The following is a 13,857-nucleotide window of genomic DNA, read 5'->3' on the forward strand; positions in this document are numbered from 1 at the left end:
GGATACAACCCGAAAGCGGCGTGCTGCCGCGGCTGACGACATGTGATATTAGGGCCAACTACCTTTTCGGCCTTGTGCGATTGCCTAACTGAGCGAGGAGAATCCATGAACTTTGATGCAAAAGTGATCGGCCAGGCTCTCGACGACGTGCCGCTCGGCGAACTGGTGGGGAATCTCGGCATCGCCATTGCCGAGGCCCAGCAGCGGCTCGACGACGTGGCTATCGCCGCGACCCTCAAGCTGGCCAACGAGAAGACCACGATGTTTGACGCCGATGGCAACCCGGTCACGCGTTCCTTGCTCGAACTCGGATTTGCCCCGACCTTTTACCAATTCACCGAGGCGACCATCGAAGTCTCTTTCATTGCCAGCATGCGAGTCTCCGAGGCCTTGAAGATTGGGTTTGGGTTCGACGTCTCCGGGCAGATCGGCAACGCCTCGGACGGCGAGAGGGCCATCGGCGATGTCGCGGCGAGACGGAGCGCATTGAAAGAGGACGTGGCCGAAAAACAGAAGGCGCTGGATGCCGAGGAGAAGGACATTCTCACCGACTTGAAGAAGATGCGCGACGATCAGCCCAAAGAGCGCGAAAAGCTCAACGACCTGATCGGGGTGCTGACGCGGAAAATCGGTGATGACCAACGAGATCCAGTGTAAGAGGTGTCTGAGTCGTGGAAGCCTTGACGCCCACCTGCATGAGTACTGACGATAGCCCCGAGGTGTCGATGCCCGCCAGCCACATCGGGGTGGCCGAGCAGGGAAAATGCTACGCCTTGCAAGGTAAGCATGACTGGGCACTGGCCTATTACCGGGAAGCCATTCGCATGACCGTGCAGGCCGGCGAGCACGAGATCGTATTCCGCCACTATTTGGAATGCGTACTGGAATCTCTGGAACTGACCGGGGCCTACGACGAGGTACTCGATTACTGCGACAAGGCCCTCGCGTTGTTGGCCGGTTCAGAGAGCACGCCTCATACCGAAATGGAACTCGCGCACATCCTGCAAAGGCAAGGGGTCGCACACCTCAAGGCCGGTCAGCGCGAGGAGGCATCCGCCGCCCTGCGCCGGGCGGTGGAAAAGGCCAAGGCGCTCGGCTGGTCGCTGCCACTCGCGGCAACGCTGCTCGGCTGGGTAGAGCGCGGGTTGCAGGTGGATTCCCGGCGCATCGTCGCCGAGCAACAGCGAAACAGGTACTTTATTGTCAGACCCGAAACGGTCGATGCGGCGCGAGCGGTCAAGCTGCCCAACGAATCGCTGATTCTCGGGCTGGCGTCCCGCTGATGAAAGACTTGGCAGAGCGCGATACCTTGCCGAAGCGAGCTATCGATTGTAGTGACCTAACCTGAGTCCGCCGAGAACCGATTATGACGAGCGTCACGCACATGTTGGAACAGTCGCCGCTGCCGAAGGTGGTGGAGACGCTCGGAGCGGCCATCGCCGAGGCCCAATTGATGCTCGACAAGCGAACGATCGAGGTCGTCCGGGAACTCCAGAAGGTCGACACGAGCATTCCGGGCCTACCCCAAAAATCGATGCTGGAACTCGGTTTCATGCCTAACTTCTACCATTTCTCCGAGGCCACCATCATCGCCAGGGTGGCTTTCACCAGTGTGCAGTCGCAGGAGTTCAGGGTAGGCGCGAAGTTGGGCCTGAAATACGGGATCTTCTCGGCATCGGTCAATGCCTCGTACAGCAACAAGTATTCCTTCACGGCGGAGGCGTCCAGCGAGATCAGGACACGAATCGTGTCCCTGCCGCCGCCCGAGCCACTGGCGGCCATTATCCAGTCCGCGCCCCGCGACACGCGTCGGCCGACGGAGACCGAGCTGAAAGAAGAATAGCGGGTCAACCCCATCATTCCAGACTAATCAGGAGGCACGATGGCTGTAGGTGGTGTAAACATCGGACAGGAATTGCTCAATGTTCCCATGGGGGACATGATCCGCTCCATGGCGCTGGCGATTGCCGAGGCGCAATGGGCACTGGATAAGGCGAGCATGACAGTCACCGAGTTGATGAGCGGGCAGCGCCTGCTTCGCGACCTCGATACTGGCGAATTGCTGAACGCCAACGGCAAACCTCTGGCCGGCGACGGACAAGGTTCTAATGGGGCCGAGAAGAAGCCGCACATCGTGGATTCCCGCGTTTTCTTCGGCTACACCTACGTTACTCTCACCTTTAACGCGAGCGGTAAAGTTACCGCAACCAACGGGGTCGTTGAAAAGGAAGCGAGAGATACGACTGCGGATGAAAAGCAGGCGATGGGATATGAGGCAGTAACCTCCGTTAAAACGCTTCATCTCCGTATCCCCCAAAAGCTCAGCATGATTGAACTGGGCTTCGTTCCGACGTTCTACCAGTTCGTCGAAACCATCATCGAGGTCAAGATGGACTGCAGAGTCATTGGCACGACGGACGACTCTAGGAGCAGCGGACAATCCAACACCAATTCTGCCCATCAGAACTCCGGCCATTGGTGGTGGTACAACGGCGGCGTGTATGGCAGTCAGAATGCCCAGGTGACGACATCCCACGTAAACGCCGCTTATTCCAGCAAGTACAGCTACGATGCGGGCGGCTCGAGCTGGCTCAAAACCCGGCTGGTTCCTGTGCCGCCGCCCGCTGCTTTGGAGGCGCGCGTTCGCGACTTGATGGAAATCGAAAGCGCCTACCGAAAGGGTATTTCGACCAAAACCGAAACCAAATAAGCGTCGAACCTAATGAGCGGCAGAATCGCGGTCGATTGCGTGAGCTTGTCTTAACGCCTAGCCATCGGAGCTAATTTAATGAACGACGTAGTCATTAAGAATAGCGGGGCCCCTAAGCCGGACAACATCGGCCAGGATTTGCTGCAGGTCCCGTTTCCCGAAATGGTGAAAGCCATCGCGGTCGGTATTGCCGAAGCGCAATTGGCCTTGGATATGACGAGCCTCAAGATCGCGCAACTCATGTCGGGGGCAGCCTTCGAAACCAACGGGCAAGGCGACGGCAAGACCACAACGGTCAGCAGTTCGAGCAGGAATCTCGTAGAATTTGGCGGTAATAAGTACTCGCTGCTCGAACTCGGCTTCACGCCAACCTTCTATCAGTTCGTCGATACCATTATCGAAATCAAGATGTCGATCAGCATGAGTCGGGAAAAGTCCGACACGCGCAGCACTTTCGACCTCTTTTCCCAGGTCGGGTACGAAGCGTCCATGGGATTCATGGGCGCGCGAGCCACGGCTAGCCTCAACGTCTCTACCGTCAGTGCATCTTTTGCGTCCAAATACCAGTACAGCGCAGAGGGCTCAAGCCTGATGCGGACCAAACTCGTTCCCGTGCCGCCGCCCGCCATTCTGGAGGAGCGCATTCGGCTTTTGCTTGTCGAGGGGGCGCAAAAGCGGGACCCGACAAGTGCGGCTACCATCTGAGACATCCCAGGTGCCGTAGTCAAGCCGCCGCCGTCGCCAACGGAGATATCGCAAGACATTACGCAAGCCGGCCAGAGCCCACCTACCGTTACCTATGGCAACCGACCTTTACCTAAGCTGGCAGGACCTGCTCGAAGAAGACGCGCTGGAGTCACAGAACGGTGCGATGGCACCGCTGGTCGATGGGCAGATCTCCGCAGAGGAAGCGGTCAGCGAGGACGCGCAGCTTCCAGACGAAATCCTGGCCCTATTCGAGGAACGGGAGCGGCTGGAAAAGGAGCTCAAGGCGTTGGCCGGCGGGGGCGGAACTGCGCCGGAGGATAAGCGCGCCGCGCTGATGTTCGCGGTTAAGGTGCACACCAAGGAAACCCGCCTGGAGGAACGGCGGCAGCGCCTTCGGGACGAGCGGAGGCAGGAGCAGGCCAAGCGCATTTTAGAGCGTCGCTTGAATGAAGCACGGCTGGCTGCGCTGCGCGCCCGCAAGGCTGCGGAACGCCGCGAGGAAGAGACCGAACGCATTAAGCTGCGCGAGCGCTGGGACCGGGAGCGCGTAGAAGCGGCAAAGGAGTCTGCCCGGAAGCAATTGCTGGAAGCCAAATGGGCGGCGCGGCGGGACGCCCGGCGTGATACAGCCCAAGCCTTCAGTTTGAAAATCGGCTCTGCGGGCCCTGGACAGGCGACAGCCACTCCAGACCGCAGGACAGCGGAGAACAGGCTAAGTGATGGGGCCAGCCTGAGGGACGTTCCGCGATGGGACCGGGCCCGCGCCGAAGCAGGCTCGAAAGCCCTTTTGGATCGCCGACTCGAGGCCCACTGGGGGGAGTGCCGTGATGCCCGTCGCCTTGACGCAAATACGCACGACGGCCGCCCGGTCGCAACCAAGTCTACTGCGAGGCAGGAATTTCTTCGCTGGGAAGAAGACCGGGATACGCGGAGGGATCGAGCGTCGGAACTGCGCAAGGAGCAGCGGCGGGAAGAGATGCGGACCGGCGGCTCCAGGGGCCGCAACCGCTTCTCGGTCTGATCCATCGCTTGGCACCCTCGATTTGCCAAGCCGCCCGCCCGTAAATGCCAAGGAGAGGCCCGTGATGACAAATAAAAAGACACAGTACGATCTTCCATGGCTGAACAAACAAAACAAATCAACACCAGCATCGACGAGTACCTGATTAGTCTCGCCAATAGCATCAACCACGCTCAGCGCTATATCAGCCAACTCCGCGTCGTAGGCCAGGAAGGCCAACCCACCGTGACTTACCAACTACCTCGTGTGGACTTCGAGCTGAAGTTGCTCTTCCAACTCACCGCCACGCGTCCGGAGACCGCAGGGTTGCAACGCGATATGGCCCGCAGCGTAGGTGGCGCCTATCTGGCGGCGACGCCCATTAGCCTGGAAACCGGCGAAGTCGACAGCGCCACCGCCGCTGCGGCAAGTACCATAAAGGGCAGTTTCGTGGCCGTGCCGATACATGGTGGCGCGCCGCCTCCTATCGTATCGATCGCGTGGACTCGATCGGACAAAGCCATAGACATAAAGGTTTCCGTTCGTTCGGCGATTGGCCAGAACCTCCCGAATGTGGAAGTCGAGTTCAATTTGGATAGGAGCCTGGCGAAACGCGTGAATCCGGCGTTGGGCACTGAAACCGAGGAGGCGAATGTACTGGCTGAAACCTCGCTGTCTGCCGTCATCGCGCGGACCGATCCGAGGGGCGAGGCTACGAGTACGCTGATGATCGGAGAGAAGGCGCTAGGCCGTAAAGTCCCCGTGGTCATCGACGTCATGGGCATAACCAAGACCATGATTTTCGAGACGACTGGGAACCCATGACTGACATTAATTACCGTATCGTCCCACCCGCGCTGGCCTTGGGGGGAGGGGCGGTGATGGATACTGCATCGATCCCCTTAAAAGAAGGCAAGTACGTCAGGGCATTCTCGATCGCTTTCTGGTTCAAGCCTATGGCCTATCCCGCAGAAAATGGCGGTAGGTCCGTTTTCGAGGCCCATGTCAGGTCGGAGTCCGGCCAGCACCATAGGTTGGTTCTCAGGTTCGGGCACGATGGGTTTTACGGGGTTTTCCCGTCCCGTCAAAACGCTCCGACACCTCTTAAAAAGCCCCTTGAATTAGGGCAATGGGTGCATCTCGCGCTTATTTTTTCTGGCGACAAGCTGACCATGTTCGTTTACGTTCCCTCGGAGCAGCGCCATTACACCGCAGTGTCGCCAATCCAGCCGTTGGCCTATCGCCTGGAGTTACTGTATCTGTGTGGACGCGAATCGGCTCACAACTGGTTCGCCGAACTACGTTTATGGGCGAGAGAAAAGACGCCGGAAGAGCTGATTCAAGAGGCAACCAGAAGCCTGATTGGAAATGAGTGGCCACTCATCGGCTATTGGCGAATCGACGAGGGCCAAGGACGGATGCTGGTAGACAGCGCGCACGACGGGGGCACCGGTGACAAATTCGGGAACGACGGCGTGATGGTAGGCGGCCGTTGGCAAGCCGACTCCGGTTTGGAAATCAGCATCGGCTTGTTCCGTCGTGCTCAAGGCGATTGGACATACCGTGAAGGCGGGCGGATGGAATTCATGAAGCACCACGGTGCGGATGGGCACCCGGGGGAATGGCTGGAGCCACTGGAACCCGAGCGCGAGCTTGCTCAAGTGGAGGCCTTGCTCAGGCTTCGGGAACCGATGGCACGTTTTGCCGAACACCAGTCTAGGCTCGCGCAGCGGGGTATCCCGGAAAAGAAGGAGAGCGTATCTAAGCTCGAAGGCCAAGTCGAAAACGCTGAACGGGACGTCCATCTCGAGCAGGAGAAGGCGGAAGGCGAAATGGCCGAGCACATCAAGCGTATCGAAGCCGATAAGGCAGCGTGGCTAGCCGAATTGAGCAAGTTGGAGAAGAGTCCGCCGAAGGACCTGAAAGATTTAATATTCAAGGTGCAGGAGGGTCTCGCGAAAGGCCGTAACGCACTGGGCAGCGGGACGAGCCCGCTTTACGGCCTCGCCACCGCTAGCCTGGAGATTCGGATGATGCCCGGCCCCGGGGGCCGAGGGGTCTATCTGCCCTCCACCGACATGGTCGTCGACCCCGACAGGTTGAGCACTTTGAAACTGCGGTTTCGGGAGATGCCTGAGGAACCCAAAGGGGCACCGGTGAAGCTACCCGCTGTGTGGGACGCGTCGGAAGATTACGCTCGAAGAAAACTGGAGCAGGCGGGCTTTAGTGTCGCTGTCGCTTATCAGGAAGTGGCCGACAGCAAGCAGGAAGGGCGAGTCCTCGACGTAATTAAGCCCACGCAGGGTGCAAAGGAGATGGAAATGACGGTGACTATCATCGTCGGGCGCGGACCGGCAGTGCTGCCGTGACCTGAGCGAAATGGAGAAATCAACATGCGAAATCTAGCGAACATTGATGTCTGGAGCAGGACTCGATGGCTGACTTGAACTCCGTGCCGGCGGTAAGGCTGGGTCCGATGAACTTGAGCACTCTCAGGGAGGCGCTTGATGGCCGCGTGAGCGGGGACGTCGAGCGCTACCTCGCTTCTCCGACTGTTGCTGAAACCATTACGCTCCCGCTCCCCCGAGAACGAGCAGCGTTCGGCGGCGACTCATCATTCACGGTTGAGTTCAGCACTTTCGGATCGATCACGGGATATGACACACGAATTCTGCATCTCGTCGTCCAAGATGGCTCTGTCTGCAAATTGATTAGCCTGGCACAAAGGTCGGTCGATGGACTGTCTTATGATCTTTCACAAACTTTCAATTCCAATTTCTTGAAGGACCAATGGACGCCCTGGTCGCTTAGCGTGAACGGGGACGGGGTGCGCTGGGCAGTCCTCCAGGGAGAACCGCGGCAACCTTGGTGCAACTTCATAAGGTTTCCAACCCGCTATGAGCGAATGCCGGTCAGAGCCATCATTCTGGGGTGGGAACCGCGCTATACGGTCGCGGGGGTGGCGCTTTATTTTGCGGAAGTACGCGTGTGGGGCGGCTCAACCCCGCTCAACGAACCTGCGGAACAACTAGAGGAACTCGCTAACCGCCGGCTCCACGGCCAAGAGCCCAACCTCGTGGGTTATTGGGTGCTCGGCGAAGGCTCCGGCAGCCAGCTACAGAATTCCTCCCGATTCGCCTCGGCGGAGACACGTGGCACCCTCACTGGGGGAAGCTGGCTTTCCGCCGCCGATTCGTCGCTTAAGCTGGACTGCAGCCTAGAGCAGCTTCGAAAGCGCCGGCAAGAATTGCAAGCCAAAGCGGAGGAGATCCAAGGTTATAGGGATACAGCCGAGCAAGGAACCTTCACAAACAACGAGCTGGATCAGCATATCGCGAGACTGGAAGGGCAACTGGCTGACGCACGGGCGCGAAAAAACGCCATACCCGGCAAAACCAAGGAGGCCAAGGCGACCGAAGACACTAAATTCGAGAAATGGAAGACAGCCACAGGGCCGCGAGGCGAGGTTACCTTGCATGACTTCACCGAGGCCTTCATCAGCAGCGTGCGGGAGGCCAGCATGGAGCTTCAGACGCCCGCCGACCTGCATCGCTATTATTTGCAGAGCGTGGGATTGGAAGCCAAACTGCTGCCGCTTCAAAAAGAAGGCCAGAGCGAATTACTGGCACAATTCCCGCTTCCCGTTGATGATGTCCAGGCAAAGCAGCTCACCACGCTGAGCTTGAGCTTCGCGCTTCGTCCACCGGAACCCAAGGAGCAGCTGGCACGCGTTCCTGATGTCCGGGGAAATACCTTCCTGGCGGCGCATCGACTGCTTGAAGGCGCCGGGTTCAAGGTCGAAACTCTCGATCAGGCGATCGAAGATCCCAAGTTATACGACCGAGTGATCAGTCAGGAGCCGAATTCGGGTCTGGAAAGGCCGTTCGGTTTTCCCGTGATCATTATGCTCGGCCGTGCCAGTCAGCGAGGGTCGGATGGCACTCCGTAACCCGCGGTTGCTTGAGAAAATAGGAGTTCGTAATGCCGAAAGCAAATGAGTTAGGCGAGATTACACAGGCCCTCTCTGCGCCTCTGGGTGAACTGATCGCCGCCGTCGGGCGGGGCGTGGCGGAGGCGCAATGGGCGCTCGACCAGCATACGCTCGAGTCCTTCAAGGCCATCTATGGTAGTGACGACGTGCTTTATCGGGAACTGCGCGACCTCGGCTATCAGCCCACCTGGTATAGAATCCCAGAAGCAACAGCGGAGATTTACGTAACGCTGTCGGCCTCCGGTAAGGAAACCATGACTTCGTCGGTCCCGAATATAGCGCCGTCCGGCGCCGTCCCGGCCGTGAATGAACCGTCGGGACGGATCGAGCTTTATGCCACGCCGGTGGACGCGAGCTTCAGCAACACCTACGACTACCGCTTGCAAGCGTGCAGCCAGCTCAAGTTCCGGGTCGTACCGGTACCCGCCTCGGATGGTGCGGACGGGATGAAGGTGGTGCCGCAGCTGCTCGGCCAGACCTACGCCGACGCCACGGCCTTGCTTGACAGACTCGGAATCATCCACGGGCTTGAGCACGAATTCATCGAGCCCCGCGGCGATGAAACCATCGCAAGCACTCAACCGGGGGCCGGCAGCGTATTACCGGCCGGACGAAAGCTGGTACTGACCTTGTCTGGCAAGGCTTCCATGCCTCCAGCCGCGTCCACCTAGGAATCGAGTCATGGCTGCAAAGGATCAACCCATTCTCTCGGAACTCAGCGGCGCGCCGTTAGGAGACGTCATTCGCGCTGTCGCAGTTGCCGTCGCCGACGGGCAATTCCAGTTGGACCAGGCCAGCATGCGCGCCGCCGAATTCATGAGTGGCCATGTCCTGCGGAGGGATGAGACCGGCCAGCCTTTGGCCCATGCTGACCCGCCGACCTTCGATACCTTGGTTGAATTCGGCTATCGCTACGACGAGAACGGCGATGCTCATCCGAATCGGCTCAGCCTGATGGAGTTGGGCTTCGTTCCGACCTTTTATCAGTTCGTCGATACTGTCATCGACGTCAAGCTGACTCTCCGGCTGCAGCGACAGTCCATAGAAGCAGATGCCGTCTCCGAGGTCTGGAACAGCCCGGACCAGCCCCGCAGCGAGATTGGCGGACGTGCCCCCGGCTCGCGATCCAAGACCCTCATTACCGCGACAACGGTGGACGCGCGCTATGCGAGCTCCTACAACTTTCGGGCAGACATGACGAGCCGGGTCAGCACCAAGCTGGTACCGATACCTCCACCGGCCGCCCTGGAGCAGCGAATTTTCCAGCAACTGGAACGGCAGACGGCGAACGAAGCAATCAGGCAACGTGTCCAGGGATTACGAGAAAGCCGCAGCCTGAAAAAATGCCCGCTGACGACCGAGCGGCTCGAGGGCGGATATTGCGAAGGCCCCAAAAACTTTCTGCCGCCGACGCATCTTCCGCACGGTTTCACGGTGGAAGCTTGGGTCGCGCCGGACGCTGGATCTGGGCCTAAGGTGGACGGGTATGTGGATGCCGGTCTTCACAGCGAAATCTTGAGAAAGGGATGGCTGATGGGTCTGTTCGACGGCAAGTTTGGCTTTGCCTTGGTCACGGAGGGCACGCCTACGGAGACGCGTGTGGTGGCCGCCGATGAGCCAATCTCCCCTGGGGTCTGGAAGCACTTGGCGGGGGTTTACGATGGTTCCGTGCTGCGTTTCTATCTGAACGGCCGGCTATGCGATGGCTCGCGTCTGGCGAAAGGGCCGATCCTCTATTCGACGAAGGCCGTTCTTACAATCGGTGCTTTGCGCACCGATGGCCATCTCCAACCCGTGGCAGCCCGGATCGACGAGGTCCGGGTATGGGATAGGCCACGTTCCGCGTCGGAGATCAAGCGCGACATGGAATTCCGGCTTAACGGCAACGAACCGGGGCTCGTGGCTTACTGGTCTAGGGATAAAGGCTTTCTGAAGCCCGTTTCTTAGCTGCTTCACATAGCGAAGGTTAAGGTCGTACCTTGAAAGAATTCGCACCGGAATTGAGATACCGGGGAAAGTGTCCGGTCCTCTCTTGTTGGTATATATCTTCTGAACTCGAGCGGGTTGGGCTTCCAAAGTGCGGTTTAAGGTGCCGCTCACTTCAGAATCTAAATGTCCGCAATCAGGGAACGACGCTGATTTTAGAAGAGTTCCTGAAAGACGCCATTCGAAGAATTCAAGGGAGGGGTGCGAGTGGCCGGTTTGGCCGATCAGTCAGCGCCGAGGTTGCGGTCAGGGACGGCAGCAATGCAATCATCAGTGGCCGTACCGGAACGGATTGTCCGTTGAACGCCCAGTGACGGTCAGTCGCTCGCGTGGATTTCTCGGCTTCAGGATTGGCCATTGCCGTCATTCGATCCAAAACCCAGAGCTCGGCGAGTGGCTGCTTGCAGGACGCTCCCAACAGACCGGAGAAAACAACGAGGTGATTGGGGAGAAAGCTGGTGGTATTCCTTGATGGCTGTTCCTGTGTCCAAAGCCATTTAGAGCGCAGGCACGCTCGGTAGGTTGGCTCTGCCGCCGAAAGTCGCGGCCCATGCTCCGCTAATTGGTTCCGAAGCCCATCTAGGGGTATGCATTCGGTAAGCTTCAACTTCGACCAGTGCTACTTCCGACCTTGGTAGGCGACGAAGCAAGCATCCGGCCCCCCCTTTTCGAAAACGGCTCGGGTACAAGACGCTATCGACGGATAATAGTCGCCCATTACCGACTGAGCGGCGGCCGGGTCGCCGTAATTGCTTGATGGAATTTGCTGGATGGCGTTTGTAAAACTGGAGTTCGGTAACATGTTACGCATAATCAACGTTTCCCAAGCGCGGGGCTTATCCACCTGCGTTGGTAGCCAGGCAATTCCATTGTCTACTGTTGCGTTCTTCGGCTTGTCCGCTGGGTGCGAGATGACCACGTTATAACGCCCTTCTGTGTCCAATGGTGTGCTCAGGTCTGGCGCTCCACCATAAACCACACGCTTTCCACGGCCGAACGTGACCACCGGATACGGCTTTTTGTAGACATTGTTGGCAATAGACCAGTAGCGAACTTGATACTCCGTCTGAGGCCAATTGACCGGAGAGGCGCCAACTGCGTCACCGACAGAGCCGGTGCCAACCGCGCTGGGACTGCTAGGTGCCAAGCCCCGGACCACAACGACTTCGCCTCTTTTCGGCACGAACAGCGCGCTGATATAAGCGTTGTCGGGATTGGGAAACACCGTGCTGGTGACCCCAGACGAGGGCAGGAAAAATTCCATAAGGGGCGGACACCCGGAAGCACTCGAATTGCAAGGCGGTTCGTATTGCGACGTGCGGGTGCGAAGCCCTTTAATTGCCTTAGTTACTTTGGCAACGTCCTTCGATAATTTAGCCAGTTTCTTGAGCCTGCTTGCGCTGCATAAGGCCAAATCTGTGCTCTGCGTGCCATCATCAATCGTCACGGTAGGCAACGACACTTGGGCAGCGCCTCCCGCCGGAACGTAGGTTCTGAATATCAGGAACCGGATATCGCTGGGTAGCTTGCCGGAAACAGGCGTACTGGGACTGATCGGAATGGTGTTTTCAGTCTCGTACATCGCTTGAGTGACGTTGTCTTCCACCGTTACGGTAAAGCTTCCGCCGCTTGCCGCATCCGACGACTGCCAAGGATTCACCGAACCGGAGTCAGGCACGATCAGGTAGTCAGCTATGCCGGAAGAGACTCCCTCACTCGTCGTGAAGTAACCGAAGGAATTATCGTAAACGGTCAAGGAGAAGTAGCGCGCTTGCGGAAATTGTCCCTTGATCTTCAGTTTCAAGCCCGTTTTAGCGATGAATGGGGTAGTCCAGTAGGTTGCCTCGGTATCCGGGTAGGCGACGTTCATGGTTTCAGGGGTTGTCTCAAGCCACCAAGCGCAATAGGGGAACGTGCCTGGCACTTCTGCTGCGTTAACCGTAGCCGCCAAGCAGAACCCACCAATTGCCAGGGTAACTCCATACAGTGCATTGTTCTTCATGATTTTCACGGTTTCCTGTTCGTGCGAGACGGCTTGGAGGGTCGAGAGGGTCGAGGATTTCGGTAGCTTGTCAACCGGGCGGCGCGAAACATGAAGAAGGCCCGACGTTACGCGATTCCAGGCGGCGCTGGTAGTCCGGGTTGGATTTTCGAAAAGCTTAGCTCACTTCGGCAAAACGAAAGCCCGCGTGCCAGAAGCATCACATTTGAGGTTTAGGAATGCCTGGTGAGGCGAACCTCGACTGACCCTTTCGTGCGCTTGGCGTTCTGATGAACTAATGCAGAGCTGACGTTCGCAAATGGCAGGTATGCAGATAGGTCGGGTGGCAGTTATGGCCGACCTGACGCCGAGAATTCCAGGTGAGCGACTGGCTGCCACTGAGTGCACAACGGGCATTCCGCGCCGGGATGGCCGCTGATGTCTGCTTGCTGTCGTCCCTGAACCCAATCTCGCCGCCGACCCATCGTCCAATTTGAGTCGTTCACTATTTGTTTGGGTTAGTCACTTGAACGTCAAGTACTGCAGTGAATGCTGTCGCTCAAGAATCCCGGGATAGGTCTACGCCATTTCGACTCGTGAGCGGGAGGTGGACGAAAAATTTGGTCCCGCCCTCCGGACAGCTCGACGCCATGATCCTTCCTTTATGGAGATGAACGACTGCCTGCGCGAGCGCAAGGCCAAGGCCGACACCCGGAGTGCTGTCGGCGCGTGCAGCGGTTCCGCGATAGAAACGCTCAAACACGTGGGGAAGTTCATCGGCGCGGATGCCAGGTCCCTGGTCGGATACCGTGATGGCGGCCTCGGTACCCTCTGTGGCCAGGCGAATACGAACCTGCCCGCCGGCCGGCGAGAATTTCACGGCATTGTCCAGCAGATTGGCTATCACCAGACTCAAAGCCCATTGAGAAATCCTCACGTTCATCGGCGGTGAGGCCTCAAAAATGATTTCGACTCGGCGCTCGTGGGCCACAGGTTCCAGCCGGTGGAGCACTTCTTCCACGGCCGTGTTCAGAGCGACGGTCTCGGCCAGTTCCCGTTGCCGGTCCGCATCGAGCCTAGCCAGAGTCAGGAGTTCTTCCACCAGTAGTGTCAACCGCTCCACGTCCTCCAGGCAGGAGCGCAGGGTTTCCACGTACTCGGCCGGCTCACGTGGCGTAAGCGCGTGGCGATCCCATGTTGACGCAATCCGGAATCGGATCGCGCTTGGAGGAACTAAGCGGGAGTGGTTTCAAGCTGCCAGCGATGCGGCAGAAGTTCATGAATCCGATGGGCGGGTTGCGTCGGAAGTCGCGTGAGCACGTCTTTCAAATAGACGTAGGGGTCGTGACCATTGAGTTTCGCCGACTGGATCAGGCTCATGATGGCAGCCGCGCGCTGACCGGCACGCAGACTTCCGGCGAATAGCCAATTGCGGCGCCCCAAGGCCACCGGGCGGATGCGGTTCTCCAACCAGTTATTGT

At 58.5% G+C, this 13,857-nt stretch carries 14 protein-coding genes; 11 read left to right on the top strand and 3 right to left on the bottom strand.

Translation table 11 applies throughout. The features are described from left to right. Positions 1-105 precede the first annotated feature (105 nt). The 11 genes from EK23_RS22105 (at position 106) to EK23_RS18715 (ending at position 10,356) form a co-directional block, all read left to right on the top strand. The gene (locus EK23_RS22105; RefSeq protein WP_052808346.1) at positions 106-657 is read left to right on the top strand and encodes a hypothetical protein; all 552 of its coding nucleotides are present in this window, start codon (positions 106-108) and stop codon (positions 655-657) included. Positions 658-695: 38 nt separating this feature from the next. Continuing rightward, positions 696-1,283, top strand: a complete 588-nt coding sequence (locus EK23_RS18670; protein WP_235282204.1) for a tetratricopeptide repeat protein — start codon at positions 696-698, stop codon at positions 1,281-1,283. Positions 1,284-1,366: 83 nt separating this feature from the next. Further along, positions 1,367-1,843, top strand: a complete 477-nt coding sequence (locus EK23_RS18675; protein WP_045226914.1) for a hypothetical protein — start codon at positions 1,367-1,369, stop codon at positions 1,841-1,843. Between the two features lie 39 nt (positions 1,844-1,882). Continuing rightward, positions 1,883-2,710 carry a hypothetical protein gene (locus EK23_RS22110; RefSeq protein ID WP_052808348.1) on the top strand — a complete coding sequence of 276 codons (828 nt, stop codon included), beginning with the start codon at positions 1,883-1,885 and terminating at the stop codon, positions 2,708-2,710. A gap of 78 nt (positions 2,711-2,788) precedes the next feature. Beyond that, on the top strand, positions 2,789-3,415 hold the full coding sequence (locus EK23_RS18685; RefSeq protein ID WP_200892189.1) for a hypothetical protein: 627 nt from the start codon (positions 2,789-2,791) through the stop codon (positions 3,413-3,415). 94 nt (positions 3,416-3,509) lie between these two features. Further along, complete coding sequence (locus tag EK23_RS18690) at positions 3,510-4,439, top strand: hypothetical protein (protein ID WP_045226915.1); 930 nt, start codon at positions 3,510-3,512, stop codon at positions 4,437-4,439. A gap of 96 nt (positions 4,440-4,535) precedes the next feature. Then, on the top strand, positions 4,536-5,243 hold the full coding sequence (locus EK23_RS18695; protein ID WP_045226916.1) for a hypothetical protein: 708 nt from the start codon (positions 4,536-4,538) through the stop codon (positions 5,241-5,243). After that, complete coding sequence (locus EK23_RS18700) at positions 5,240-6,787, top strand: LamG-like jellyroll fold domain-containing protein (RefSeq protein WP_045226917.1); 1,548 nt, start codon at positions 5,240-5,242, stop codon at positions 6,785-6,787. The genes EK23_RS18695 and EK23_RS18700 overlap by 4 nt, the downstream gene beginning before the upstream one ends. A 65-nt stretch (positions 6,788-6,852) precedes the next feature. Beyond that, positions 6,853-8,367 carry a PASTA domain-containing protein gene (locus tag EK23_RS18705; protein WP_145998737.1) on the top strand — a complete coding sequence of 505 codons (1,515 nt, stop codon included), beginning with the start codon at positions 6,853-6,855 and terminating at the stop codon, positions 8,365-8,367. Between the two features lie 32 nt (positions 8,368-8,399). Beyond that, positions 8,400-9,080 (top strand): PASTA domain-containing protein, encoded by a 681-nt coding sequence (locus EK23_RS18710; RefSeq protein WP_045226919.1) that lies wholly within the window; start codon positions 8,400-8,402, stop codon positions 9,078-9,080. Between the two features lie 10 nt (positions 9,081-9,090). Beyond that, positions 9,091-10,356 (top strand): LamG domain-containing protein, encoded by a 1,266-nt coding sequence (locus EK23_RS18715; protein ID WP_045226920.1) that lies wholly within the window; start codon positions 9,091-9,093, stop codon positions 10,354-10,356. A 658-nt stretch (positions 10,357-11,014) separates the two neighbouring features. Here EK23_RS18715 and EK23_RS18720 read toward each other — a convergent pair. The 3 genes from EK23_RS18720 to EK23_RS18730 all read right to left on the bottom strand — a co-directional run. Further along, complete coding sequence (locus tag EK23_RS18720) at positions 11,015-12,397, bottom strand: hypothetical protein (protein WP_045226921.1); 1,383 nt, start codon at positions 12,395-12,397, stop codon at positions 11,015-11,017. Positions 12,398-12,935: 538 nt separating this feature from the next. Then, entirely contained in the window at positions 12,936-13,319 is a 384-nt protein-coding gene (locus EK23_RS24890) for a sensor histidine kinase (RefSeq protein WP_438941145.1), read from the bottom strand. A 290-nt stretch (positions 13,320-13,609) separates the two neighbouring features. Beyond that, on the bottom strand, positions 13,610-13,857 hold a 248-nt coding region (locus EK23_RS18730; RefSeq protein ID WP_045226934.1), incomplete at its 5' end, for a transposase domain-containing protein.

The sequence above is a fragment of the Methyloterricola oryzae genome, from assembly GCF_000934725.1.
Classification (GTDB): Bacteria; Pseudomonadota; Gammaproteobacteria; order Methylococcales; family Methylococcaceae; genus Methyloterricola; species Methyloterricola oryzae.